At 75.4% G+C, this 24,251-nt stretch carries 20 protein-coding genes; 17 read left to right on the forward strand and 3 right to left on the reverse strand.

The genetic code is table 11. From position 1 onward, the window contains the following. Window positions 1–44: 44 nt before the first annotated feature. Entirely contained in the window at window positions 45–1,310 is a 1,266-nt protein-coding gene (locus tag WA762_RS04765; RefSeq protein ID WP_335933153.1) for an MFS transporter, read from the reverse strand. 79 nt (window positions 1,311–1,389) lie between these two features. Between WA762_RS04765 and WA762_RS04770 the strand changes: the two genes are divergently transcribed. From WA762_RS04770 to WA762_RS04800, 7 genes are all read left to right on the forward strand, one after another. Further along, window positions 1,390–2,313: a LysR family transcriptional regulator gene (locus tag WA762_RS04770; RefSeq protein WP_335933155.1), complete on the forward strand. Its 924-nt coding sequence runs from the start codon at window positions 1,390–1,392 to the stop codon at window positions 2,311–2,313. Window positions 2,314–2,605: 292 nt separating this feature from the next. Continuing rightward, window positions 2,606–3,490 (forward strand): ABC transporter substrate-binding protein, encoded by an 885-nt coding sequence (locus tag WA762_RS04775; protein ID WP_335933311.1) that lies wholly within the window; start codon window positions 2,606–2,608, stop codon window positions 3,488–3,490. A gap of 214 nt (window positions 3,491–3,704) precedes the next feature. After that, window positions 3,705–4,721 (forward strand): carbohydrate kinase family protein, encoded by a 1,017-nt coding sequence (locus WA762_RS04780; protein ID WP_335933157.1) that lies wholly within the window; start codon window positions 3,705–3,707, stop codon window positions 4,719–4,721. A 129-nt stretch (window positions 4,722–4,850) separates the two neighbouring features. Then, window positions 4,851–6,152 (forward strand): beta-ketoacyl-[acyl-carrier-protein] synthase family protein, encoded by a 1,302-nt coding sequence (locus tag WA762_RS04785; RefSeq protein ID WP_335933158.1) that lies wholly within the window; start codon window positions 4,851–4,853, stop codon window positions 6,150–6,152. Window positions 6,153–6,177: 25 nt separating this feature from the next. Next, entirely contained in the window at window positions 6,178–8,106 is a 1,929-nt protein-coding gene (locus WA762_RS04790; protein WP_335933160.1) for an acyl-CoA dehydrogenase family protein, read from the forward strand. 252 nt (window positions 8,107–8,358) lie between these two features. Then, the gene (locus WA762_RS04795) at window positions 8,359–8,637 is read left to right on the forward strand and encodes an acyl carrier protein (protein ID WP_335933161.1); all 279 of its coding nucleotides are present in this window, start codon (window positions 8,359–8,361) and stop codon (window positions 8,635–8,637) included. Then, the gene (locus WA762_RS04800) at window positions 8,634–9,857 is read left to right on the forward strand and encodes a beta-ketoacyl-[acyl-carrier-protein] synthase family protein (RefSeq protein ID WP_335933162.1); all 1,224 of its coding nucleotides are present in this window, start codon (window positions 8,634–8,636) and stop codon (window positions 9,855–9,857) included. Before WA762_RS04795 ends, WA762_RS04800 begins: the two co-directional genes overlap by 4 nt. Before the next feature lie 600 nt (window positions 9,858–10,457). Here the strand turns inward: WA762_RS04800 and WA762_RS04805 are convergent. After that, window positions 10,458–11,444 carry a PRC and DUF2382 domain-containing protein gene (locus tag WA762_RS04805; protein WP_335933163.1) on the reverse strand — a complete coding sequence of 329 codons (987 nt, stop codon included), beginning with the start codon at window positions 11,442–11,444 and terminating at the stop codon, window positions 10,458–10,460. Between the two features lie 477 nt (window positions 11,445–11,921). Here WA762_RS04805 and WA762_RS04810 point away from each other — a divergent pair, with 477 nt between their 5' ends. Together WA762_RS04810 and WA762_RS04815 are read left to right on the forward strand one after the other, a co-directional pair. Further along, window positions 11,922–12,506 carry an adenosylcobinamide amidohydrolase gene (locus tag WA762_RS04810; RefSeq protein ID WP_335933313.1) on the forward strand — a complete coding sequence of 195 codons (585 nt, stop codon included), beginning with the start codon at window positions 11,922–11,924 and terminating at the stop codon, window positions 12,504–12,506. Window positions 12,507–12,620: 114 nt separating this feature from the next. Continuing rightward, window positions 12,621–13,664: an NAD(P)-dependent oxidoreductase gene (locus tag WA762_RS04815; protein ID WP_335933165.1), complete on the forward strand. Its 1,044-nt coding sequence runs from the start codon at window positions 12,621–12,623 to the stop codon at window positions 13,662–13,664. Between the two features lie 222 nt (window positions 13,665–13,886). Here WA762_RS04815 and WA762_RS04820 read toward each other — a convergent pair whose 3' ends face one another. Further along, a complete protein-coding gene (locus WA762_RS04820; protein WP_335933166.1) occupies window positions 13,887–14,864 on the reverse strand; it encodes an RNA polymerase sigma factor SigF in 978 nt (325 codons plus the stop codon). 626 nt (window positions 14,865–15,490) lie between these two features. Here WA762_RS04820 and WA762_RS04825 point away from each other — a divergent pair. The 8 genes from WA762_RS04825 (at window position 15,491) to WA762_RS04860 (ending at window position 24,127) form a co-directional block, all read left to right on the forward strand. Beyond that, complete coding sequence (locus WA762_RS04825; RefSeq protein ID WP_335933167.1) at window positions 15,491–16,219, forward strand: HNH endonuclease family protein; 729 nt, start codon at window positions 15,491–15,493, stop codon at window positions 16,217–16,219. Continuing rightward, complete coding sequence (locus WA762_RS04830) at window positions 16,216–16,506, forward strand: hypothetical protein (RefSeq protein WP_335933168.1); 291 nt, start codon at window positions 16,216–16,218, stop codon at window positions 16,504–16,506. The genes WA762_RS04825 and WA762_RS04830 overlap by 4 nt, the downstream gene beginning before the upstream one ends. A 327-nt stretch (window positions 16,507–16,833) precedes the next feature. Continuing rightward, entirely contained in the window at window positions 16,834–19,059 is a 2,226-nt protein-coding gene (locus WA762_RS04835; protein WP_335933169.1) for a WD40 repeat domain-containing protein, read from the forward strand. 333 nt (window positions 19,060–19,392) lie between these two features. Further along, complete coding sequence (locus tag WA762_RS04840) at window positions 19,393–20,313, forward strand: NADP-dependent oxidoreductase (RefSeq protein ID WP_335933171.1); 921 nt, start codon at window positions 19,393–19,395, stop codon at window positions 20,311–20,313. After that, window positions 20,310–21,059 (forward strand): GNAT family N-acetyltransferase, encoded by a 750-nt coding sequence (locus WA762_RS04845; RefSeq protein ID WP_335933173.1) that lies wholly within the window; start codon window positions 20,310–20,312, stop codon window positions 21,057–21,059. The genes WA762_RS04840 and WA762_RS04845 overlap by 4 nt, the downstream gene beginning before the upstream one ends. Window positions 21,060–21,287: 228 nt before the next feature. Further along, on the forward strand, window positions 21,288–22,496 hold the full coding sequence (locus WA762_RS04850; protein WP_335933175.1) for a PP2C family protein-serine/threonine phosphatase: 1,209 nt from the start codon (window positions 21,288–21,290) through the stop codon (window positions 22,494–22,496). 189 nt (window positions 22,497–22,685) lie between these two features. After that, window positions 22,686–23,357 carry a TetR family transcriptional regulator gene (locus WA762_RS04855; protein WP_335933176.1) on the forward strand — a complete coding sequence of 224 codons (672 nt, stop codon included), beginning with the start codon at window positions 22,686–22,688 and terminating at the stop codon, window positions 23,355–23,357. Then, entirely contained in the window at window positions 23,354–24,127 is a 774-nt protein-coding gene (locus tag WA762_RS04860; protein ID WP_335933178.1) for an SDR family NAD(P)-dependent oxidoreductase, read from the forward strand. The genes WA762_RS04855 and WA762_RS04860 overlap by 4 nt, the downstream gene beginning before the upstream one ends. Window positions 24,128–24,251 lie beyond the last annotated feature (124 nt).

The following is a 24,251-nucleotide window of genomic DNA, read 5'->3' on the forward strand; positions in this document are numbered from 1 at the left end:
GCCCCCGCCGGCCGTCGCCGACGGGGGCCGGACGCCGGGCGTCCTCATGAGGCGACGGCGCCCGCCCCGGCGCGTGCGGCGCCGGCCATCCGGACGCGCTCCAGGATCCACAGCAGCAGGCTCCCGGCGGCCAGTGATCCGCCCAGCAGGCAGACACCGCCCCAGCCCGCCCGCGACCAGACCACCGAGGCGAGCGCGGCGCCGCCCGCGCCGCCCAGGAAGAAGAGCGTCATGAACCCGGAGTTGATCCGGTTCCGGGCCTCGGGACGGAGCGCGTAGATCACGTTCTGGCAGCTGTTGAGTCCCGCCTGCTGGGCGATGTTCAGCGAGATCACCCCGGCCGCCAGCCACGGCAGGGACGACTCCCCGGCCAGCAGCGGCAGCCACGAGACGGTGAGGAGCGCGGCCGCCGTGCCCGACACCGCCTGCACCCGGCCCCGGTCGCTCAGCCGCGCCGCGAAGTTCATGCCGATCACCCCGATGACGCCCAGCAGGCCGAACAGCCCGATGGCGGCCGCGTTCCAGCCGAACGGCGAACGGGTCAGCAGGAACGTCAGCGCGGTCAGCTGCACGCTGTACGAGGCCATCGAGAGCGCGCCGATCCCCGCCCGCCAGCGCAGCAGGGGCTCGTGCCGCAGCAGGGAGAGGGTGGAGCGCAGCAGGCCGGAGTACGACATCGACGCCGCCTCGAGGGCGCGCGGCAGGCGCGGCAGCCGGATGTGCAGCAGCACCGCCATCACGGCCATGAGCAGCGCGTTCACCCAGTACGCGGTCCGCCAGCCGCCCAGTTCGGACAGCGCTCCGGAGGCCAGCCGGCCGAACAGCCCGCCCAGCAGCACCCCGGACATGACGGCGCCGACGACCCTGCCGCGTTCCTCCGGAGCCGCCAGGGTCGCCGCGAACGGCACCACGACCTGCGCCCCCACGGAGGTCAGCGCCACGAGCAGCGTCCCGGCGATCAGCAGCGGGCCGTTGGGCGCCGCGGCCGTCGCGAGCAGGAAGAGGGCGGTGAGCGCGAACAGCCACACCGCGAGCCGACGGCGTTCCAGCACGTCCCCGAGGGGCACGAGCAGGATCAGGCCCAGTGCGTACCCGGCCTGGGCGGCCGTCACGATCAGGCCCGCGGTGGTGACGCCGATGTGCAGATTGCGCTCGATCACGTCCAGCAGCGGCTGCGCGAAGTAGTTCCCGGCGACCGAGAGCCCGGCGGCGAGGGCCATCAGCAGCACCGGACCGCGCCGGGAAGCGGGGGATTCGGGAAGCGGGCGGGGGAGGGCCCGGCTCCGGGCCCCGTCTGTGGAATGAGCCATGACCTCAGCGTCGGGGATCCCCCAATCATGAGTCCAACACATGTTTTTCATTTCATCGATCGTGGTTCACGATGGATGAATGGAGCTTCAGCAGATGCGGTACGTCGTGGCGGTGGCGGAGCTGGGCAGCTTCACCCGGGCCGCGAAACGGTGCCTGGTCGTCCAGTCCGCGCTGAGCCACCAGATCGCGCGGCTGGAGAAGGAACTGGGGGCCCGGCTCTTCGACCGCACCAGTCGCCGGGTGCGGCTCACCCCGGCGGGCGAGGCGTTCCTGCCCGCGGCCAGACAGGCGCTGGACGCGGCGGAGCGGGCCCGCAGCGAGGTCGCCGCCATGGTGGGGGAGGTCCGCGGCCGCCTCGCGCTCGGCGCCATCCCGACCGTGGCGGCGGTCGACGTGCCGGCCGCGCTGCGGGCGTTCCACCTCCGCCACCCGAAGGTGCACATCGTGCTGCGCGACGGGGCGAGCAAGGACCTGGTCGAGGAGGTCCGGGACGGCACGCTCGACGTGGCGTTCCTGGGGGTGCTGCCGAGCTACCGCCCCAGGGGCGTCAGGGACCTGGAACTGTCCAGCGGCGAACTGGTCGCCGTCGTCGCGCCCCACCACGCCCTGGCCGGCAGCCGGGAGGCGGGCCTGGAGCGGCTGGCGCGGGAGAGGTTCGTCGACTTCCCCGACGGCACCGCCGCCCGGGCGCAGTCGGACGAGGCGTTCGCGGCGATGGGCCTCGGCCGCGAGGTGGCGTTCGAGGTCAGCGGAACGGACTTCATCGTCCGGCTGGTCCGCAGCGGTCTCGGCGTCGCGATGCTGCCGGCCGCCTTCGCGGCGGAACTGACCGGGGTGCACGTGCTGACCGTCCGCGGGGCGCCGGTCCGCACGGAGCGGCTCGTGTGGAGCCGTTCGCGTCCCACCCCGGCCGCGGCGGCCTTCCTCACCGGACTCGGCCTCGACGCGGCGGCCGTCACCGGCGCGCCTCCCGCGCCCGGCGGCCGGGACACCGCCCGCTGACCGGTATCCGCGGCCGGCGCGGGAGCGGTCCGGAGCGCGCGGGAGCCGTCAGGAGGGAGCGTGCGCCCGCGCGGGAGCGGGGGCGCCGGAGGGGGCGCACGTCGGGCGCGGAAGGCGTCACGAAGGGGTGCGCGCCCGGCGCGGAAGCCGTCCCGGCCGCGGCTGGGATGTCTTCGCGCCAACTCGTCCGGGTGCGGGGCGATTCGGGGTCCCGCCGGGATTCGCCGGGCAGGTACTGGTGTACGACACGGAAGAGGCGCCCCGGCGGCCGGTGCCGGAAGGCGTGCGCGAGGTGAGGGAGCGGACCGTGTGGCAGTTCTCCGATGACCGTGGACAGTTGTCGACCGCCGAGCGGCGCCCGGCGCGGGTGCTCGCCTATGTGCAGGCCGGAGCGACCCTGTGGGACCACGGGATACGCCCCGACGCGTTGTTCGGATCCGATCACGACGACCCGGCCGTGCCGGACGCGGCGAAGACCGGATCGCTCCCGGCGGACGCCACCGCCTACCTCGGGGCGGGCAGCGCCCTGGACGCCGACACCCTGCTGAGCCGTGCGCCGGACCTCGTCGTCGCTGTCAGCTACGGCGGCGGCCAGGTCTACGGCCTGGCCCCGGAGACCGCCAAGCACCTGGAGGAGCACGTCCCCGTCGCCGTCGTCGACGTGGGCCAGGCACGCTCGTTCGCCCAGGTCACCGACCGGTTCGCGGAGCTCGCCCGGTCGCTGGGCGCCGAGGCGGCGGCCGGGGGCGCGGAGGAACTGGAAGCGGCCCGGGACCGGCTGCGCGCGCTCGGCACAGGGGCGCACCGGCCCCGCGTCGTCGCCCTGTCCCCGGCCGGACCGGAGAACACTCATCTGGCACGCCCCCGCATGTGGCCCGAGCTGCGGGTCCTGGCCGACCTCGGCGTCAACCTGGTGGAACCGGCCGAAGGGCCGGGCGTGAACTGGTCGACCACCGGCTGGGCCGAGGCGCGGGCGCTGCGCCCCGAGACGGTCCTCGTCGACGTGCGGGCCAACGCCACGCCGCTGCGCGAACTGCGGACGAGCGCGGAGTGGACGGCGATCGAACGGGCCGCCCGGGTGGTGCCCTGGAACCCGGAGCCGGTGTGCAGCGCCCGGGCCCACGCGCGCTTCCTGCACCTCGTGGCGGACGCGGTCGAGGGCGCCGACGGCGGCTGACCGGAGGCGGCGCGCCCGCGACCCGCCCCGCTCTCCGCCGCCCGCCCGTGCGAACGTTTCCGGCCATACGCGGGGTGCGGCACATCGCGTCGGCAGCGGGGGCCCGCCGGCACCTCGCGCCGTGCTCGCGGCCCGCGCCCGGAGCCCAGGGGGCAGGATGGGGACACGCCGACCGCGCACCGCGCCGTCCGCCGCCCGCACCAGGAGGTCCCCCATGCCCGACCGCCCCGACCTGCTGGTCATCGGCGAATGCGTCGCCGACGTCCTCCGGCTGCCGGACGAGGCCGTCCGGGTCCACCCGGGAGGCAGCCCCGCCAACGTGGCGTACGGCCTGGCCCGGCTCGGGCACGCCGTGACCCTGCTCACCCAGCTCGGCCCGGACGACTACGGGCGGCTGATCCGGCGTCATCTGACCGGGGCCGGCGTCGAGGTGCGCACCGACGGCGCCGCGACGCCGACCCCGTCGGCCGTCGTGACCCTGGACCGGGACGGCCGGGCCGAGTACGCCTTCGACATCGCCTGGACCCTCGCCGCGGCCGCGCCGGACCGGCCGCCCCGCCATGTCCACACCGGTTCGATCGCCGCCGTGGCGCAACCCGGCGCGGACACCGTCCTCGCCGCCGTCGAGTCGCTGCGCCCCTCCGCCACCGTCAGCTACGACCCCAACGTTCGCCCGGCGCTGATGGGCGACCACGCGGCCGCGGTCCGCAGGGTCGAGCGCTGTGTCGCGCTCAGCGACGTGGTCCGGGCCAGCGACGAGGACCTGGCATGGCTCCACCCGGGCCAGGAGCCGGAGGCGGTCGCCGAGCGGTGGCTGGGCCTGGGCCCGGCCGCGGTCCTCGTCACCCGCGGCGCCGCCGGCGTCCTCGCCGTCCTCCCCGGCGCCCGGGTGGCGGCCGCCGCGTCCCCGGCCGCCGTCGTCGACACGGTGGGTGCGGGCGACGCCTTCATGTCGGGCGCACTGCACGCCCTCGCCGCGCACGACATGCTCGGCCCGGACGGCCGACCGCGGCTGCGCGCGGCGGACCGGTCCGTCGTGGCCGACGTCCTGCGCCACGCCGTCGCGTCCGCCGCCGTCACCGTGGCGCGCGCCGGAGCCGCCCCGCCGGACCCGGCCGAACTGAGGGCGGCGCTGGCCCGCGACGACCGCTCGCGGCACCGCCCCGGCCCCGGGAACACGCCCATGGGAGCCCCGGGACGTCCCGCGCCGCGGAGCGCCGCCAACGGGTGAACATCGGCGCCGGCAGATGACCCGGACGGCCCAATCGTGACCCGTTCGGCTCATTGTGCGCATCCTCCGAGGGGCTACGGCCGTTCGACAACCGGTAGCCGTGATCGATTACGGAGGAGGGGGCGGAACATGGGGCGGGCCGACACGGACGTGGCAGTGACCGGCATGGGGATGGTGACGCCGGCGGGAGCGGACGAGCACACCTTCTGGGACGGGCTGTGCGCCGGGGTGTCCATGGCCCGGCGCTGCGAGGAACTGGCCGGGCTGCCGGTCGACTTCGCCTGTCCGGTGGACGGGATCGACCTGGACGAGGCCGTCGGCGGGCGCTCGGTGTGGCGGATGGCGCGGTTCGTGAAGATGGCGCTGATCGCCGCGCGCGCGGCGGTGGCCGACGCCGGGCTGGCGCCGGAGCGGTGGGACGGCGGCCGGGTGGGCGTGGTGCTCGGCGTCGGCGTCGGCGGGGTGTCCGTGCTCACCGACAACGCGCGCAGACTGGACGAGGGCGGGCCCGGGGCGGTCTCGCCGCTCCTGGTCCCGATGATGATGCCCAACGCCGCCGCGGGCGAGGTGGCCATCGCCCTGCGGGCGCACGGCCCCAGCCTGTCCCCGGCCACGGCGTGCGCGTCCGGGGCGACGGCGATCGCCGCGGCCCGCGACCTGCTGACGAGCGGCCGATGCGACGTGGTGGTGGCCGGCGGCGCGGAGTCCGTGGTGACCCCGCTGGTGGTGAGCGCCTTCGCGGGGATGGGCGCGCTCTCGACGCGGACCGGCGACCCGGCGGGGGCGTCCCGCCCGTTCGCCGCCGACCGGGACGGATTCGTGATCGGCGAGGGGGCCGCCGTGCTGGTGCTGGAGCGCGCGTCGGACGCGTACGCCCGCGGCCGGCGCCCGCGCGCCCTGCTGGCCGGCACCGGGTCCAGCACCGACGCCCACCACCCCACGGCCCCGCCGCCGGACGGGGCAGGTGCGCGCCGGGCCGTGCGGTCGGCACTGCGCGAGGCGGGCTGGGCGCCCGGCGACGTCGACCACATCAACGCCCACGGCACGTCCACCCTGCTGAACGACGCGATGGAGACCGGCGTCATCTCCGGGATGTTCCCCCACCGGCCGACGGTGACCGCGCCCAAGGGCGTGCTCGGCCACACTCTCGCGGCGGGCGGGGCCATCGAGGCCGCGGCCACCGTGCTCACCCTGGAACACGGACTGGTGCCCCCGGTCGCCAACCTGGACGCGCTGCCCGAGGGCTTCGACCTCGACTGCGTGGTCAAGGAGCCCCGGACACAGCACGCCGAGCGGGCGCTCAGCCACTCCTTCGGCTTCGGCGGACACAACGTCGTGCTCGCCTTCCGGCGCGCCGACGGCAGCGGCCCGGCACACCGGTGCGGGCGGTCCGGCGCGGTGCGCGGCGGCGTATCGGCCCCGGTGTCCTAGCCGTTGACTGAATCGTTCATTTCTCATGACCGCAACGATCGACAGCCCGTTCACCGAACGGTCCACGGAACTCCTCACCGCGGTGCTCCTCGGCGACGACCATCCACACGAACACGGCTTCTGGCGACGGCTGATCGCCACAGAACCGTTCCGCCGTCCCGACCGTCCCACTGCCGAAGAGCGCCTGGAGCTCGCCTACGCACGCCTGCGCGTCCTCAACGACGGCCTCGACGGCGGTCTCGGGGACGGCCCGGGGAGCGCCCCGGGGGGCGGCTCCGGCGGCGCGGCCCGGCTCGCCGCCGACGCGCGCGCCCTCGCGGCCCTGCACGAATGGCTGGGCCCCGTCGACCCGGCGCTCACCACCGTGGCCGGGATCCACTACAACCTCTTCCTCGGCAGCCTCCTCGACCACGACGGCGACCGCCGCCGCGACCTGTCGGACTTCCTCCGGCTGCGCGGCATCGGCACCTTCCTCTGCACGGAGGTGGCGCACGGGAACGACGCGGCGGCCATCGAGACCACCGCCCGCTACGAGCCCGCCCGCGACGGGTTCGTGCTGGACACCCCGCACGCCGGCGCCCAGAAGTTCATGCCCAACACCAGCCCGGCGGGCGGCCCCAAGTCGGGGCTCGTGGCCGCGAGACTGCTCGCCGACGACGCCGACCACGGGGTCTTCCTCTTCCTCGTGCCGCTCACCGACGCCGGACGCGCCCTGCCGGGTGTGCGGATCCGCAGGCTCCCCGCGCGCATGGGGAGCCCGGTGGACCACTCCCTGACCTCCTTCGACCGGGTCTTCGTGGGCCGCGACGCGCTGCTCGCCGGGGACCACGGACGGATCGGCGACGACGGCCGGTTCAGCAGCGCGATCGGCAACCGCAGACGGCGTCTGCTCGCGTCCATCGGCAGGGTGACCGCGGGCAAGATCTCGATGAGCGCCTGCGCGGTCGGCTCCGCGCGCGCGACGCTCGCCGTCGCCGTCCGCTACGGCGGCCACCGCCACGTCTCCGGGCCCCGGGGCACGGGACAGGTGCCGGTGATCGCGCACCGCAGCCACCACGGCCCCCTCGCCCGCGCCATGGCCACCGTCTTCGCGATGAGCCTGCTGCACCGCAGGGCGCTGGACCGCTGGGAGGCCCGGCAGGCCGAGCCGGGCCCCGGACGGGACGAGGCGGAACGGCTGGTGGCCGTCGCCAAGGGGTGGATCACCTGGCAGGCCAGGGAGGTGATCGTGGAATGCCGCGAACGGTGCGGCGCCCAGGCGCTCCTGGAGAACAACGGCATGAGCGCGCTCCTCACCGGGGTGGAGGGCGCCATCACGGCGGAGGGCGACAACCTCGCGATCCACGCCAAGGCGGCCGCGGAGATGCTCTTCACCGCCGAACCGGCCGGAATCGCACCCCCTTCCGGCGACGGGCCGGGCGACCTCTCCGACCCGCGGTTCCTCGGCGGGCTCCTGGCGGCCCTGGAGGAGATCTGGTTCGTCCGCGCCAGACGGCGCATGGGGGGCGCGCCGCACGGCGACCCGCTGGGCCGGTGGAACGCCGCCTCCGGGCCCGCCCTGCGCGGCGTCGAGGCCCACGCCCACCGGCAGGCATCCGAGGCCTACGCGGCCGCCGTCGCCGGACTGCCGCCCGGCCCCGCGCGCCGGCAACTCGCCGGACTCCACCGCCTGTTCGCCCTGGACCGGATCGCCCGCAACAGCGGCGACCTGTTGGCCGCAGGCTACCTGACGAAGCATCATATCGAGGAACTTCCCGACGTCACGGACCAGTTGATCGCGGAGGTCGCCGGACACCTGTCCGAACTCGTCGACTCCTTCGCCCTGCCCCCCGAACTGCTCGCGGACTGGCCCATCGCCGGTCCCGGCTATGTGGACGCCTACGACGACCCGGAGGCCGCCTGGCACCGCGACGTCGACCGTGCGAAGCCCCCGGGCGCGCGGCGGGAGCGGTGAACGGCGCCGGAACGGACGGGCGCGTCGACCGGGTCAGGGACACGGCGGGAGCCCTCACGGTCCGCGTCGTGCTGCTGCTCTTCTGGGGGACGCCGGCTCTTCTCGCCCGGTGGCGCACGGCGTCGCCGGGCGGCGCTGCCGAATCGGTTCGCCACAACGCGTAACTGGATCGACGCCACCGAGTTGATCCGGCGTCGGGACGATGCGTCCCCACTGCGCCGACAGTCGTACCGAATGATGGAGAGGAAGCTCATGAGTACGATTCATCCGCGGATCATCGAGGTCCTGACGCACACCTTCAAGGTGCCGGCCGCCGAGATCCGCCCGGACTCCACGATGGACAGCCTGGAGATGGACTCCCTCGCCGTCGCCGAGTTCGCCGTCCTGCTCAGGGAGACGACGGGCGGCGACACGGACCTGGACCGGATCCCCAAGAACGCCACCCTGGCGGACATCTCGCGCTTCATCGAGACGCCCCGCGGCAGCGGGACGCCGGCGCGCGCCGAGGCACACCTGAGCAACGCCCGATGAACAAGCCGGACATCGCCGTCACCGGCCTGGGCATGATCACCCCGGTCGGCAACGACACCGAATCGACCTGGAAGGGCGTGTGCGCCGGGGTCTCACCGGTGCGCACCGTTCCCGAACTCGACGGCTGCGCCATCGACTTCGCGTGCACGGTCGACGGCATCGACCTGGACGCCGCGATCGGCGGCCGCACGTCCTTCCGGATGGGGAAGTACGTCAAGCTCGCCGTCGTCGCGGCCCGGGAGGCGGTCGCCGACGCCCGACTCGACCCGGAACGGTGGGAGAGCGACCGGGTCGCGGTGGTCGTCGGCACCAGCAGCGGCGGCTCCGCGGCCCTGACCGAGCAGGCCGTGGTGCTCGACCGGCACGGACCGGACGCCACCTCGCCGTCGGGCATCCTGCTCACCATCCCGAACATGCCCGCGGCCGAGATCGCGATCCAGTTCCGGGCCACCGGCCCCAGCCTGGCGCCGTGCACTGCCTGCTCCTCCGGCGCCACCGCCCTGACCGTCGCCCGCGACATGCTGGCCACCGGGCAGTGCGACATCGCGATCGCCGGGGCCACCGAGTCGATCGTCTACCCGGTCGCCATGACCGGATTCGCCCGCTCCGGCGCCGCGGCCCGGCCGGACGGCGACCCGGCCAGGCTCTGCCGGCCCTTCGCGGCCGACCGGGCCGGGCTGGTCATGGGCGAGGGCGCCGCCGTCATGGTGCTGGAACGGGCGGCCGACGCGGCGGCCCGGGGCATCACCCCGAGGGCGCTGCTGGCCGGCACCGGAGCCACCACCGACGCCCACCACCCCACCAGCCCCCACCCCTCGGGCGCGGTGGCCCAGGCGGCGGTCGAGGCCGCGCTGCGCGACGCGGGCTGGGCGCCCGGCGACGTCGACCACGTCAACGCGCACGGCACGGCGACCCCGAGCAACGACGCCACCGAGGCCGCGCTCATCGGCCGGGTCTACCCGCACCGGCCGCCCGTCACCGCCCCGAAGGGCGTACTGGGGCACTGTATGGGGGCGGCGGGCGCGATCGAGGCCGGGCTGACGATTCTGACCCTCCAGCGCGGAGTGGTGCCGCCGATCGCCAACCTGGACGCCCCGGCACCCGAGTTCGACATCAACTGCGTCGTCGGCCGGCCGCTGCGACGGCCCGTCAGCCGAGCGGTCAGCCACTCCTTCGGATTCGGCGGGCACAACGCCGTGCTCGCCCTCCAACGGGCGTAGACCGGCGGACCGGTCGCCGCACGGTGGCAAACGGTCGCCGCGTGCCGCGCCGCATCCGGGGGGTCGTTCCCGGACGCCGGGGGAGCCCGGACACGGCGGGCCCACACGACTCCGCGAACCCGCGCGGGCGTCCACCCGGTGTGCCGACGCGGGGGCGAGTGGGGGAGCGGCGGCGGATGACGTGACCCGGCCCCCGCGGCACGCCGGCGCACCACAACGCCCCCGCGAGCCGCGCGCACGCTCCCGACCGGAGCGGACCGGCGGCGACCAGAGCGGACCCACGCGCCGCCGCATCATCCCCGCGCCGGGCGCGAACCGCCCGTCATCTACCGGCGCGTACCGGCGCGGCCCATGACCTTCCCGGGCCATGACCCTCGGCTGAATCCCTGGGCCGTCACCCTCGGCCCGTCAGTCCTGCCGGTGCTGTCAAGGTGCTGCCCGGCGCGGTCGGTGTGCGGCTCCGCTTCCGCTGTCGACGGCGGAGGCAGTGGAGGCAGCGGAGGCGGCAGCAGTGGAAGCGGCGGGGGCGGACCCGTTACCTGCCCGGGCCCGCCCCCGCCGGCCGGCTTCCGGCACGACGGCCGGCCGCGCCGCGCGGGGTCAGTGGCGGCGTCCCCGGCCGAACTCGCCGCCGGGACCCTCGCCGCCGACGTTCTTGCCGTCGGTGTAGTCGATCTGTTCCTTCCGGAGTTCGGCGGAGACCTCCTTCTGCTCGGTCACCCGCTCGGTCTCCATGCGCACCCGCTCGACGGGCACGGTCTCCTTGCTCGTGGTGGCGCGCTCGGCGTGCAGGGTGACCTCGACGTCCTGCTCGCGTATGTCGGTGGGTCCCGTTCCCCTCTCGCCGGGTTGCAGCGGCTCCCGGACCACCCGCACCTCCTCGTGCGTCAGCGGCACCGTCCTGGTGACGTTCTCCGTGACGACGTACTTGTGCAGCCGCGCCCGGCCGCTCTCGTACTCCTCGGTGCCTATGCGCAACTGCTCCTCGGAGCGGATCAGCTCCTCCTTGCCGCGTGTCTCGGCGGAGCGTTCGGTGCCCGCCCCCGCGCCGACCAGCGGCCGGGACTGGCCCGTCGCCGTGTCGCGGTGCCTGCCCATGCCCGCACCGGCTCCGGTCATGCCGGCGCCGCGCGACGGGGTGGTACGGGACGTGTCCGCGCCCGGAGCGCCGGTCGTGGCCGATTCGCCGCGCCCAGCGGCACGTCCCGTGCCGGCCGCGCCCATGGCCCCGGTTCCCGCCTGGCCGCCGAGCCTGGCCGTGGTGTTCCTGGCGAGACCGTAGTGACGGTAGAGCTCCTCTTCCTCCGCCACGGACAGATGAGCGTCCGCGTCCACCCGGGGGGCTTCCTTGACGCGGTCCTTCGGATGTGAAATGTGCAGGTCGGAGCCCACACGGCGGGCTCCGGCGAGGGGCACGAAGCTCTCCTTCATGCCGAACAGGCCGGTCTTCACCGTGATCCAGTCCGGGCGACCGGTGTTGTCGTCGACATACACCCGCCCCACGCTGCCGACCTTCTCGCCCGCGGTGTCGTACACCGTCAGGCCGTCGAGTTCTCCGGAATCCGTGAATCCGTCAGCGGCTCCCATGACCGATTCCTCCTCACCCGGGCGCGTCCTGTGGCTGGGTCCATCAGGGGAGGCGCGTCCGATTCCCATCGCGCCTCACCCGGTTGGACGCTGCAACCGCCCCGCTCGCGGAGGCCGACCACCGCATCCGCCCCGCGTCGGGGGTTCCGCCCCGGCACGGCGGTGTGCGGGCCGCACCTTCGTTACGCCAATCGGGTGATAGGGGCCTCCGGCGGCACCGCCATGAGCGCGCCGTCGGCGCACCGCACCGTCCCGGCCGGAGCCGTGCCCGCCGCGGGCCCGATCGCACGGGTCCGCAGGGCCGACGCCGCACGGCACGCTGTCATGCCCGCCGCCTATGATCGTCCGGCCGGTCTCCGGCCTTCCGTCCACAGCGCCATCCGGGGGTGTCCCATCGGTTCCGTACGCATCCGGCTGCCCGAGCAGCGCGGCGAGCTGCTGGCCAGGCGGGAGGAGGGCCGGGAGCTCCACCATCTGGTGTGGCGACTGGGACCGGGGTGGCGGGTGTGCAGCAGCGCCGTCCTCGGCGGCGGCATCGGGCCGCGGGCGTGGATCCTCAACGCCCAGGTGCCCGGCGGTTATCCCCGTATGGATCCCGACCGCCACCTCGCCGAGATCGCCGAGGCGGAACGCCTCACCGGGCCCGGCGTCGGCCTCATGACGGCCGCCGACGTCACCGCGTACGCCGCTGCCGCCGACAACGGCGTCACGGCCACCGCCACCTGCGGCCTCGGCGTGCGCGGCTGGGCCGCGGCCCCGGACGGGGACACCGCGGAACCGCCGCGCCCGGGCACGGTGAACATCGTGGTCACCCTGCCGGTGGCGCTCTCCGACGCGGCGCTGGTGAACGCGATCGCCACGGCCACCGAGGCCAAGGTTCAGGCGCTCCTGGACGCGGGATTCGATTGCTCGGGCACCCCCACCGACTCCGTCTGCGTCGCCGCCCCCGCTCCGGCGGGCGGCCCCGGCGAGCCCTTCGCGGGCCCCCGTTCCCGCTGGGGAGCGCGACTCGCCCGGGCGGTGCACGGTGCCGTCCACGAGGGCGCGCTGCGGCAATCCTGAGTCCCGTGCCCCCACCGGGCCGCACACCACCCCCACCGGGCCGCGCGGACCGGCCGGAGCGCTGCCGCCGAAGGACGAACGAGCCGCCGAAGGACGAACGAGAGGAGCGCGCTGATGGCACCCACCGCCGACGCCACCGATCCGACGGACCCCGCCGACGCCGCCACCACGGATCCCGCCCGTGCGACGGATCCCGCTGGGCCGGTCGTCGCCGTCCTCGGCACCGGGATCATGGGCGCCGGAATGGCCCGGAGCCTGCTCCGGGCCGGTCTCCCCGTCCGCGTCTGGAACCGCACCCGGTCCAGGGCGGTCCCGCTCGCGGTCGACGGAGCCGTGGTCGCGGACACGGCGGCGGAGGCCGTGCGAGGCGCGGACGTCCTCCTCACCATGCTCACCGACGGCTCCGCGGTGGCCGAAGCGCTCACCGAGGCGTCGCCCGGGCTGAGCGCGGGACAGGTGCTGCTCCAGAGCTCGACCGTCGGACCCGAGGCCACCGCCGGGCTCGCCCGGCGCGCCGCGGACCTCGGGCTGGTGTACCTCGACGCGCCGGTCTCCGGGAGCCGGGAGCCCGCGGAGCAGGGCGCGCTGACGGTCCTCGTCTCCGGGCCGTCCGGGGCGCGGGCGACGGTGCGGCCCGTGCTGGACGCGATCGGGCGGCGCACTGTCTGGGTCGGCGAGGAGCCCGGTGCGGCCTCGCGCCTCAAGCTCGTGGTCAACGCCTGGGTGATCAGCATGGTCAACAACGTCGCGGAGTGCCTGGTTCTCGCGGAGGGGCTGGGGGTGGACCCGAGGGCCTTCCTCGACGTGGTGAAGGGCGGCCCGCTGGACTCCGGCTACCTCCGGAGCAAGTCGGCCGCCGTGCTCTCCGGCGACCTCGCTCCGAGCTTCGCCCTGTCCACCGCGCTCAAGGACACCCGGCTGATCCTGGACGCGGCGGAGCGGGCCGGAGTGCGGCTGGATCTGGCCGCCGCGTCGGCCGACCGCTTCGAACGCGCCGAGGCGGCGGGACACGGGGGCGAGGACATGATCGCCACGTACTACGCGGACGGGACCCCGAAGCGGGACGCCGCCACGGGCCCCCGCGCGGACGCGGCGGACGGCACCGGGCACGGCGGCGGCCCGGACCGGCCGACGGACCCGCGCCGGCACGGGAGCTGAGCGCCGCCCGCGCGGGGCGGGCCGGGACCGGCCGGGACAGGATGCGATGATCCTGGACCGATCGGGACGGGGCATGATGATTCGGGACCGACCTGGACAGGACGTGATGATTCAGTCCGGTTCGGGGTGGGCCGGGCCGGGGCGTATATAGGGCGGGCCCTGTGCGCGGAGTGGGCGGGGCGCAGGAGCGCGCCGCGGCGGAACCGGGGCATGCCGCCCGGCTCACTCCTCCACGAACATCCCGCTGCGCAGCTTCCGCAGAATCCTGCTGATCAGCCGCGAGACATGCATCTGCGAGACACCCAGCGTCGCCCCGATCTGGGACTGCGTCATCTCCTGGCCGAAACGCATGTCGACGATGCGGCGCTCCCGTTCGTCGAGACCGCCCAGCAGCGGAGCCAGCGCGTGCAGGTTCTCGACCGTCTCGATGGCGGGATCGGGGCTGCCCAGGACGTCCGCGAAGGTGCGTCCGGGACCGATGTGCCGCCCCGTGCCCGCCGGTTCGGCCGGCATGTCCAGCGAGCCCGCCGTGTACCCGTTCGCCGCCACGATGCCCTCGATGACCTCGTCCTCGTCCAGTTCGAGCCGCTCCGCGAGCTCGCGGACGGTGGGGTCGCGGTCGAGCTCCGCGGCCAGGGCCTCCTTGGCCCTGGCGAGGTCGACCCGCAGCTCCTGGAGCCGGCGCGGCACATGGACCGCCCAGCCGGTGTCGCGGAAGAACCGTTTGATCTCCCCGGTGATGTACGGGACGGCGAAGGAGGTGAACTCGACCTCGCGGGAGAGATCGAATCGGTCTATGGCCTTGATGAGTCCGATGGTGCCGACCTGGACGACGTCCTCCATGTCGCCGCCGCCCCGGTTCCGGAACCTCCCGGCGGCGAACCGGACCAGGGAGAGGTTCATCTCGATGAGGGTGTTGCGCGCGTACTGGTGGGCGGGGGTGCCCTCCTCCAGCTCCCGGAGACGGCCGAAGAACAGCCGGGACAGCTCCCGCGCGTCCGCCGGAGCCACCTTCCCCGCGTTCTCGATCCACGGCAGTTCGCCGGCGTCCGCGGCCGATTCCGGCCCGCTCTCGGCCCTCCCGGCTCCCGTGGCGGCGGTCGCGACTCCCGTGCCGCCGTCGGCCGGCGTCCCCGGCGGTGTCGGCCGTGCTTTCCCCGTCCGCTCCGTACCGGTGGTCCGCGCGGTGTGCGCCGTCATCTCGTCACGCTCCCCTGGCTCGTCGGTGAGGTGTAAGCGCCTGCCCCCGAAGCGGCCGGTCATGCGGAGGAGCGACGGGATGGCCGGTGCGTGCGACGGTCAATGGCCGGGAACCGACGTGATGGCCGGTCAGGCACGTGCGTACGGACCGCGTCGCGCAGCACAACCGCCCCACCGGTACGGGGGAGCCCGGTGGGGCGGCCTTCTCCAGATTGCCACAGCCGACGGCCCGTCGGGGGCCGACCCCCGTACATCCGGCGGTGGTTGAGTCGAAATCGACGGTGACCCGACCGTCGCCCGACGGCCGCCCGACCGGCGCGCCGGTTTCGGGCGACCGGCCGTGGCGGGCGGGAGAGCGGCGGCGGGACACGCCCGGGAACGGTACCGGTGCGGGCGGTGTGCGCGGGCGTGCTCGCGGCCTTCTGCGGGGGTGCGCGCCGGGGCGCGCTGCAAAACGTCCGGGTGACCGGGGAGTTGTTCAGCCGTTTGCCGAGCCCGAGCCGATAGGCTGCGCGGGAAAACGTTTCGGCTGCTGGTGCTCTGGCCGGAATGAGCCGCCCGGCGCCGCGAGCCGGCGGTCCTCGTTCCGGTCAGGGCGCCGGCCGTGTGAGGAGTTCGTTCAGGTCATGGTGGGTCAGCAGGTGTGGTGGGGGCGGGGTCTGGCGGCCGTGGCCGTGCTCGCGTTGGCGGGTTGTTCGGTGATCGACGAGGTGACGTCGACCGCGGAGACGGACGGCAAGCCGTCCGCCTCCGCGTCGGCCTCGGCCGGAACCGGCGGCGGGGCGGCCGACTCCACCACGACCCTGCCGGGCCTGCCCGACGCCGGCCAGGCCCGGCAGGAACTGACCGGGCTGAAGGTGGCCGCGCACGGCCCGATGACCGGCTACAGCCGCTCCAAGTTCCCCCACTGGGCCTCGCAGGGCGAGTCCTGCGACACCCGGGAGAAGGTGCTGGAGCGCGCCGGGACCGGCGTCGAGCAGGACGACAAGTGCCGGGCGGTGGCCGGCAAGTGGGTCAGCGTCTACGACGACGAGGAGTTCACCGAGGCGTCGCGCCTGGACATCGACCACATGGTGCCGCTGGCCAACGCCTGGCGCTCCGGGGCTCGTACCTGGACGCAGGAGAAGCGCAAGGCGTTCGCCAACGACCTGACCCACCCGCAGCTGCTGGCCGTCTCCGCGGCCACCAACCGCTCCAAGGGCGACCAGGGGCCGGACGAGTGGCAGCCGCCCGCCAAGTCGTACTGGTGCACCTACGCCCGCGCCTGGGTCTCGGTGAAGTCGACGTACGAGCTGTCGGTCACCGCGGCCGAGAAGGACAAGCTGGGCGAGATGCTGGACATGTGCCACTCATGACGCACGCACAGGACACCGAGGAGCCGGGGCAGTTCACGGACGACGTCCAGGCCGGGCCCGGCGGGGCGATGACCGACGAGGTCGGCGTCATCACCGGAGAGCTGACCGTCGTCACCCGGCCGCTGCCCGACGGACGGGCCGCCATCGCCGTCCAGTACACCGGCGCCGACGAGTGGTACACCCTCACGGGCAGTCCCGTGCCGCTGCCGCCCGCCGGGCCGGCCGCCCTGCACCAGGAGGTCCTCGCCCGGATCCGCCAGGGGCACGGCGCGCAGGCCACGCCCTGAACCGTCCGTCCACCGGCCGCCGTCGGCCCGCTGCCCAGGCGACCGGAGGATTCGGCCCGGCCACCGCGCACGGGTGATCCGCGCGGGCGCGTACGGCAGGTTCAGGACGACGTCGCTCCAGGACGGCCGTGGGCTATCCGCGCGGGCGCGAACGGGAGGTTCGCGCCGGTGCGCGCGGGAGGGGCACGCGCCGGTGTGCGCGCGGTGGTACGCACCGGCGCCGCGCCCCGTGGGAATCCCCGGCCCTCTCGGGGAACGGGCGTACGGGGACAGGCGTCCTTCCGTGCGGCGCCTGTCTCTGAGTACGGGCAGAAGGGCGGGGACTTCGTGGCGGAGAAGCGGCCGGACCGGGGCGAAGCGGCCCCGCTCCCCGGAGCGGAGGCGGACGCGGGGCCGGGAGGACCGCGGGCGGCGGAGGCGGAGCGGCGGGCGGCGGTCGTGCGTCGCTCGGCGGCCCATCTGCTCCGGCGCCTCGACGATGGTGCGCGCGCCCGGCTGCTGGGCCTGGAGGCCCTGCGCTTCGGATGGCCCGGTACGGCCGCCGCGTTCGCCGCCGACGCACCGGACGAGGAGCCGGCGGAGCTCTGGGAGCCGGTCCGGGCGACGGGGCGGTGGTGCGACGAACGAGTGGTGCGGGTGCTGCGCTGCGACGGGGTGGACGCGACATCGGGAGTCCTGGACGGACGGCTGGTCGTCCTCGCCTCGGACCCGTCCGGCTCCGGCCGGGTGCGGGCGCGGGACGTGCTGGGCGACGCGTCCGGGACGACGTTCGCGGCCGACCGCGACGCCCGTGTGGTGGAGGCGCTGGAGGCCGAGGGCCGGCTGCTGGTCCTCACCGGGCACGAGGCGCGCGGCCGGGATGGCTGCTACGACCCCCACGGCTGCGGTGACACCGTGCGGCTGTGGGACGCGCGCACGGGCGCGCGGGTGGGCGAGCCGCTCACCGTCGCCCGAGGGCTGATCACCACCGCGGCCGCCGCCCGCCTGGGCGGACGCACGGTGGTGGTGACCGGCGGCCTGGACGGCCTGCTGCGCGCCTGGGACCCGGCCACCGGCCGGCCGGTCGCCGAGTACACGGGGCACGAGGACCGGGTCGTGTCCCTGGCGACCGCCGAGCTGGAGGGGCGGCCCGTCGTCGTCACCGCCGGGCGGGACGACCCGGACGTGCTGGTGCGCGACCTGGCCACCGGCCTGCCGGTGGGCCGCCCGCTGACCGGCCACACCGCCCCGGTCCTGGCCGTGACCACCACGAGGTCGGGGGACGCGGTCCTGGCCGTCACCGCGAGCGAGGACCACACGGCACGCGTGTGGGACCTGGCCACCGGGCGGCCGGCAGGCCCCCCGCTCACCGGACACGACGACCGGGTGTCCGCGGTGACCGCGGCACGGGTCGACGGCCGCCTCCTCGTGGCCACCGGCGGCTGGGACCGCACGGTCCGCGTGTGGGACCCGGGCGCCGGGCGGCAGCTCGGCGACGCCTTCACCGGCCACGAAGAGCCCCTTCGGGGAGTGGCGCTGGGCACGGTGGACGCGAGACCGGTGCTGGCGGGGTGGGACTCCGGCGGCATCCTGCGCGGCTGGCGGCTCGCCCCGCGCCGCCACGGCGGGGACGCCTCCGACGGCCCCGGACCGGCGCCCACCGCCCTGACCACGGCGACGGTCGGCGGGCGCCGCCTGGCCGCCGGCGGCACGTACACGGGCCCGGTCACCCTGTGGGACACGGCGGCCGAGCACACCGCCGAGCCGCTCCCCGGCCATCCCGACGGGATCCTCGCCGCGACCACCGCCGTGCTGGACGGCCGCACCCTGCTGCTGACCGCCGGGCGGGACGCGCGCGTCCGGGTCACCGACCTCGAGACCCGCGCGCCGGTCGCGGAGCCGTTCGACTGCGAGGGGGAACCGGCGAGGGCCCTCGCGACGGCCACGGCGGGCCACCGGGTCCTCGTGCTGGCGGGAGGCCGGGACGGCGTCGTCCGGATCTGGGACCTGGCGTCCGGGCGCCCGGACGGTCCGCCGCTGCACACGGGATCGCGCGTGCTGGCGGCGGCCGCCGTGCCGGTCGGCGACCGGACCGTCGTCGTCACCGGTCACGCCGACCGCGCCGTCCGGCTGTGGGACCTGGCCGGGCGACGCCCGCTCCACCCACCGCTGCACGGCCACGGGCGCGCCGTCGACCGCGTGGTGACGACGGCGGTGGACGACCGGCCCGTCGCCGTCACCAGCGCCGGGTTCGACCCCTTCATCCACGTCTGGGACCTGGTGACGGGACGTCGGCTGGGCGAGCCGCTGCGCGGCCATCGCCGACGGATCGCCGACCTGGTGATCGCCGCGCCGCACGGCAGGACCGTCGCCGTCAGCGGCGGCGACGACGGGACCGTGTGCGCCTGGGACCTGCGAACGCTCCGTCGCATCGGCCGGCCGACGCGCTTCCCGTACCGGGTGCACACCCTGGCCCCCGTCGACGGCGGCGGTCTGCTCGTCGGTTTCGGCGGCGAACTCGCGCTCCTCGCCGCACGCCGGCCGGACGCCCGGACGCCCGGTTCTTCCGCCTGACTGTTCGTGAGGTTCCGTACGCCCGGCTCTTCTGCCTGACTGTTCGTGAGGTTTCGTACGCCCGGCTCTTCTGCCTGAGCGTCCGTGAGGTCCCGTACGCCCGGCTCGTCGAACGCTCCGGCCGCCGCGGGTGGCGCGGCGCGCTGCCCGTCGGATCGGCGCGCTCGGCGCCCCGGATCGTTGCGCCCCGGATCGTTGCGCTCCGGTGAACACGCGGCCCGCGCGGGAATACGGTCGCCGAGAATGACCTTCACGCTGCTGCGGCCGGTGGTGACCGGCCCGGCCGGGGGCGCCGAGGCCCCGTGATCACCAGAAGCAGAGGAGAGCGAAGCCATGCCCAAGGCCTATGTGTTCACCCGCAACGGCGGTCCGGAGGTGGAGGCCCTCGTCGAGCGGGACATGCCGGTGCCCGGCCCCGGTGAACTGCTCGTGGCCGTCCGCGCGGCCGGCGTCAACCCGGTCGACTGGAAGCTCCGGACGGGATACGTCAGGCCGGGCAGCCGGCCGCAGCCGTTCCCCACCGTCTTCGGCAGCGAGGCGGCCGGTGTCGTGACGGCCGTGGGGCCGGACGTCGAGGGGTTCGCGATCGGGGACGAGGTCTTCGGCAATCCGGTGACCGGCGGCTACGCCGAATACACCCTGCTGCCCGTCGCGGTGACCGCGCACAAGCCGGCCGGCCTCTCGTTCGCCGACGCGGCCGTGTTGCCGGTCGCGGCGGCCACCGCGTACGACGGTGTGCGCCAGATCGCCCCGGCCCCCGGCTCGACGCTGCTGATCACCGGGGCCGGGGGCGGCGTCGGAACGACCGCCGTGCAGCTGGCACGGCACGCCGGCGCCCGCGTCATCGGCACCGCGAGCGCGGACAAGAAGGACTTCGTCGAGTCGCTCGGCGCGGTGCACGTGGAGTCCGGCGAGGGGATCGCCGACCGGGTGCGGGCCGTCGCCCCCGAGGGCGTCGACGCGATCTTCGACCTGGTCGGCGGCGACACGCTGAGGGCCGTGGCCCCGCTGGTCGCGGACCCGGCACGGCTGATCAGCGCCGGAGGCAAGCCCCTGGCGGTGGAGCTGGGCGGGGCGGCCGTCGCCCGGGCCCGGACCGCGGCGGTCCTCGACGCGGTGGCGGAGCTCGTCGTCGCCGGGGTGATTCGCACCCATGTCACCGGGACCTTCCCGCTCACCGAGGCGGGGGCGGCGCTGCGGGCCGTGGAGAGCGGCCACACCCGCGGGAAGATTGTGATCGAGGCGGGCGCGTGACCGCACCCGCCGCCGGACCGCACCCGCTGGACGAGCCGGTGCGGTCCGCGCTGACCGGCCCGCACGCCGGCTTCACGGAACGGCGCGGCCGGGTCCTGCGCTACCCGGCGGACGTGAGCCCCTGGGCCGTGCTGCCGGACGAGCCGGGCCCGGAGGACTGGGCGGACGCCGGGGCCCTCGCCGGACCGGGCGGGACCATCGGCCTCATCGCCCACCGCGAGCCGCCGCCGGACGGCTGGGAGATCACCTTCCACGCCGAGGGCGTCCAGCTCGTCGACGCGGGCGTGGCCGCCGAGCCGTTCCCGGGGGCCGTACGGCTCGGACCCGCCGATGTGCCCGAGATGCTCGACCTGGTCGCTCGCACCCGGCCGGGCCCGTTCCTGCCCCGCACGGTGGAACTCGGCGCCTACCTCGGCGTCCGGCGTGAAGGGACGCTCGTCGCCATGGCCGGCGAACGGCTGCGGCCGGCCGGCTGGAGCGAGATCAGCGGCGTCTGCACGGACGAGTCCGTGCGCGGCCGGGGACTGGGCGGCGGGCTGGTCCGGGCCCTCGTCCACGAGATCAGGGAACGCGGGGAGACGCCGTTCCTGCACGCCGCCGCCTCCAACACCGGGGCCGTCCGGCTCTACGAGTCGCTGGGGTTCGCCCTGCGCCGCCGTACGTCCTTCCTGGCGGTGCTCGCCCCCGAGCGCCCGTCGGCCCGGCCGTCGGGGCCCGGTGCCGCCCGCGCGGCGGCGGGCGGCTGACGCGACGGGGGCGACGCGACAGCGGAGGGCTGAGACAGCGGAGGGCTGAGCGGTGGTTACGGCCCGCGGGCCCGCCGGCACGGGGCCGGTGGGGCCCGCAGGCCCCATCTCTCCGGGACCTTCGGCGGGCCCACCGGGGCCGTAAGCCCCCTGCGCCGCGCGCTGCGGCCTGGTTGGACTGGAGTGAAGCGCCGGCGAAGGCCCGGCGGAGGCTGGAAGGAGCACACCGTGTCGATCCGGCTCCGGACGGCGGCCCGCGCGACGGCCCTCCCGGGCACGGACCCGGGGGAGAGGGCGGTCTTCGCGCCCCGGATCGGGAACGGGGTCCTGTTCGGCGGGCTGTTCCTGCTGACCGCCCTGGTCACGCTCCTCGACGTCCTGACCGGCGACGAGCTGCGCCTCCTACCGATGCTGGTGGTGGTGCCCGCCCTCGTCTCGGTCTTCGGCACCATTCCGCAGACCGCGGCCGCGGCCACCTGGACGACGATGGTCGTGGCGTGCTCCCGGCTGCTGACCGGGGGCGGCTTCTGGGACGTCGCCAGCGGCATCGGCTTCACCGCGCTGGCCTGCTTCCTCGGCGTCGGCGCCTGCGCGCTGCGAATCCGCCACGCCGCCGAGATCGCCCGGCTGCGCTCCGCCGCCGTCGCGCTCCAGCGCCAGATCCTCCGCCCGCTGCCCGTGCTGACCGACCAGGTCCTCGCCCACGGCGTCTACGCGCCGATCGAGGAGGACCGGCTGGTGGGCGGCGACATCTACGAGGTCGTCCAGTCGCCCTACGGAACCCGGGTGATCATCGGGGACGTCCAGGGCAAGGGACTGGCCGCGATCGGGGCGGGTTTCGCCGTGCTCGGGGCGTTCCGGGAGGCGGCCATCCGCGAACCCGCCCTGACCGGCGTCGTCGACGCGCTGGAGGACGCCGTCGCCCGGCACAACTCCTTCTCCGCACAGACCGGCGAGACGGAACGCTTCGTCACGGCCCTGGTGCTCGGCATCGACGGGCCGGACCGGGTGAGCGCCGTCAACTGCGGGCACCTCCCGCCCCGCCTGCTGCACGACGGCGTGGCCCGCCCGCTCCCGCTGCGCCGTACCTCCGTACCCCTCGGCATGGCCGAACTCGGGGGAGCGGCTCGGGCCGCGGAGCGGCTGGACTTCCCGCCCGGCGCGACGCTGCTGCTCCTCACCGACGGCGTCACCGAGACCCGCGACCGGTCCGGGGCCTTCTACCCGCTGGACGCCAGGCTCGGCCGCTGGAGCGGTCACGGTCCGCACGAGCTTCTCGACGCGCTCCACGGCGACCTGGAGGACTTCTCCGAAGGCGTCCGCCGCGACGACGTCGCCGTGCTCGCCCTGCGCCGGACGCCCGCCGGGACCCGACACCGTCCCGCGGCGGCCGGGGACGACGCCCGACGGGCCGCGCAGGCCTTCGTCGCGCGATAGCGGCCCGGGGGCGGGGCGCGAACGAGGCGGGCGTGTGTGACCAGAGAGTCCGGTCCCGCCGCTCCGACGTCCCGGCGAGACTTCCGTCTCCTCGGGACTCCCCTCTCCTCGGGACTTCCGTCTTCTCAGGAATTCTGTCGCGTCGGGACTTCTGTCGCGTCGGGACATTTTCGGGTGTACGGTGCATCCATGAATCCGGAACAGAAGACTCCGGAACGGCGGAGCCGCAAGGCCCGCAGGACCCGGGACGCCCTGGCGAGGGCCGCGTGCGAGCTGGTGCTCGCCCGAGGCCTGAAGGAGGTGACGGTCGAGGAGATCGCGGAACGCGCGGACGTCGACCGGCGCACCTTCAGCCGGTACTTCGCCGGCAAGGAGGCCGCGGTCCTGGACTCGCTCCGGGACGACGGCGACCGGATCAACGCCGCCCTGCGGGCGAGGCCCGCCGACGAGCCCCCGCTCACCGCCTACCGCCGCGCCGTCCTCGACTGGCTCGACGACCCGGGCGCACAGGCCCGAGACCGCCGGACCCGGATCTACGACCTGCTGGCCCTCGCCGAGCGGGAGCCCACCCTCTACGCGGCGTTCCACCACATCCGGGTGGACGCGCAGGAGGACTCGATCGTCATCGTCGCCGACCGGCTCGGCGTCGACCCGCGGCTGGACATCCGTCCGGCCGTCACGGTCGCCGCCGGCGCCGGAGCGCTCCTGGCGGCCCAGGCCGCCTGGGTACGCGGCGGACACCGGGACGACCTGCCCCGACTGGTCGGGCAGGCATTCGACGCCCTCTCCGGGGAGCTGTTCGCGCGGCCTCCGGAGGGAACGGCGCCGCACCGCACCACGGAAGGAAGCACCCCCTCATGACCACTCCCCTCACCCCCGCCGAGCAGGAGTTCGCCGGCCGGACCGCCCTGGTCACCGGCGGCGCCTCCGGCATAGGCCTGGCCCTGGCACACCGGCTGGCCGCGGGCGGCGCGTCCGTCGTCGTCGCCGACTACGACGGCGCGGGCGCCCGCAGGGCCGCCGCCGAGCTGGAGAACGCCGGGGCCGAGGCGGCCGCCGTCGCCATGGACGTCACCGACGCCGCGTCCGTGGAGGCCGGTGTCCGGTTCGCCGTCGACACGTTCGGCGCCCTGCACCTGGCCGTCAACAACGCGGGGATCGCCGGCCCCGCCCACCCGACCGGCGAGTACGCGATCGAGGACTGGGACCGGGTCGTCGCCACCAATCTCAGCGGCGTCTTCTACTCCATGCGCCACGAACTCCCCGCCATCGTGGAGGCGGGCGGCGGCGCCATCGTGAACATGGCGTCGATCCTCGGCACCAACGGCTTCGCCGGGTCGCCCGCCTACGTGGCCGCCAAGCACGGCGTCGTCGGCCTCACCAAGACCGCCGCCCTCGAATACGCGGCACGGAACGTACGGGTCAACGCCGTAGGCCCCGGCTTCATCGACACCCCGCTGCTGCGCCACGCGGACGGCGCGGCCCGCGAGCACCTCGTCTCGCTGCACCCCGCCGGACGCCTCGGCAGGGCGGAGGAGGTCGCCGAACTGGCCGCCTTCCTGCTCTCCGACCGCGCCTCCTTCATCCACGGCAGCTACCACCTGGTGGACGGCGGCTACTCCGCCCCCTGACCGGGCCGCGCGCCCCGGCGACGGGCGGCGGGAGCGGAACGCGGGGAGACGGGGCGAACGGGGGCGCAACACGGGGTCGCAAAACGGGGGCGCGACGGGGGCAAGGAACACCGAGAGCGAGGAG

Source organism: Streptomyces tyrfis (genome assembly GCF_037034285.1).
Lineage (GTDB): Bacteria > Actinomycetota > Actinomycetes > Streptomycetales > Streptomycetaceae > Streptomyces.

What these genes read in the sequence shown, in the direction of transcription:
- WA762_RS04770 (WP_335933155.1), top strand. Translation starts at nt 1,390, where the DNA reads ATGGAGCTTCAGCAGATGCGGTACGTCGTGGCGGTGGCGGAGCTGGGC.
- WA762_RS04820 (WP_335933166.1), bottom strand. Translation starts at nt 14,864, where the DNA reads ATGACGGCGCACACCGCGCGGACCACCGGTACGGAGCGGACGGGGAAA.
- WA762_RS04855 (WP_335933176.1), top strand. Translation starts at nt 22,686, where the DNA reads ATGAATCCGGAACAGAAGACTCCGGAACGGCGGAGCCGCAAGGCCCGC.
- WA762_RS04805 (WP_335933163.1), bottom strand. Translation starts at nt 11,444, where the DNA reads ATGGGAGCCGCTGACGGATTCACGGATTCCGGAGAACTCGACGGCCTG.
- WA762_RS04790 (WP_335933160.1), top strand. Translation starts at nt 6,178, where the DNA reads ATGACCGCAACGATCGACAGCCCGTTCACCGAACGGTCCACGGAACTC.
- WA762_RS04830 (WP_335933168.1), top strand. Translation starts at nt 16,216, where the DNA reads ATGACGCACGCACAGGACACCGAGGAGCCGGGGCAGTTCACGGACGAC.
- WA762_RS04785 (WP_335933158.1), top strand. Translation starts at nt 4,851, where the DNA reads ATGGGGCGGGCCGACACGGACGTGGCAGTGACCGGCATGGGGATGGTG.
- WA762_RS04800 (WP_335933162.1), top strand. Translation starts at nt 8,634, where the DNA reads ATGAACAAGCCGGACATCGCCGTCACCGGCCTGGGCATGATCACCCCG.
- WA762_RS04860 (WP_335933178.1), top strand. Translation starts at nt 23,354, where the DNA reads ATGACCACTCCCCTCACCCCCGCCGAGCAGGAGTTCGCCGGCCGGACC.
- WA762_RS04815 (WP_335933165.1), top strand. Translation starts at nt 12,621, where the DNA reads ATGGCACCCACCGCCGACGCCACCGATCCGACGGACCCCGCCGACGCC.
- WA762_RS04765 (WP_335933153.1), bottom strand. Translation starts at nt 1,310, where the DNA reads ATGGCTCATTCCACAGACGGGGCCCGGAGCCGGGCCCTCCCCCGCCCG.
- WA762_RS04825 (WP_335933167.1), top strand. Translation starts at nt 15,491, where the DNA reads ATGGTGGGTCAGCAGGTGTGGTGGGGGCGGGGTCTGGCGGCCGTGGCC.
- WA762_RS04780 (WP_335933157.1), top strand. Translation starts at nt 3,705, where the DNA reads ATGCCCGACCGCCCCGACCTGCTGGTCATCGGCGAATGCGTCGCCGAC.
- WA762_RS04840 (WP_335933171.1), top strand. Translation starts at nt 19,393, where the DNA reads ATGCCCAAGGCCTATGTGTTCACCCGCAACGGCGGTCCGGAGGTGGAG.
- WA762_RS04795 (WP_335933161.1), top strand. Translation starts at nt 8,359, where the DNA reads ATGAGTACGATTCATCCGCGGATCATCGAGGTCCTGACGCACACCTTC.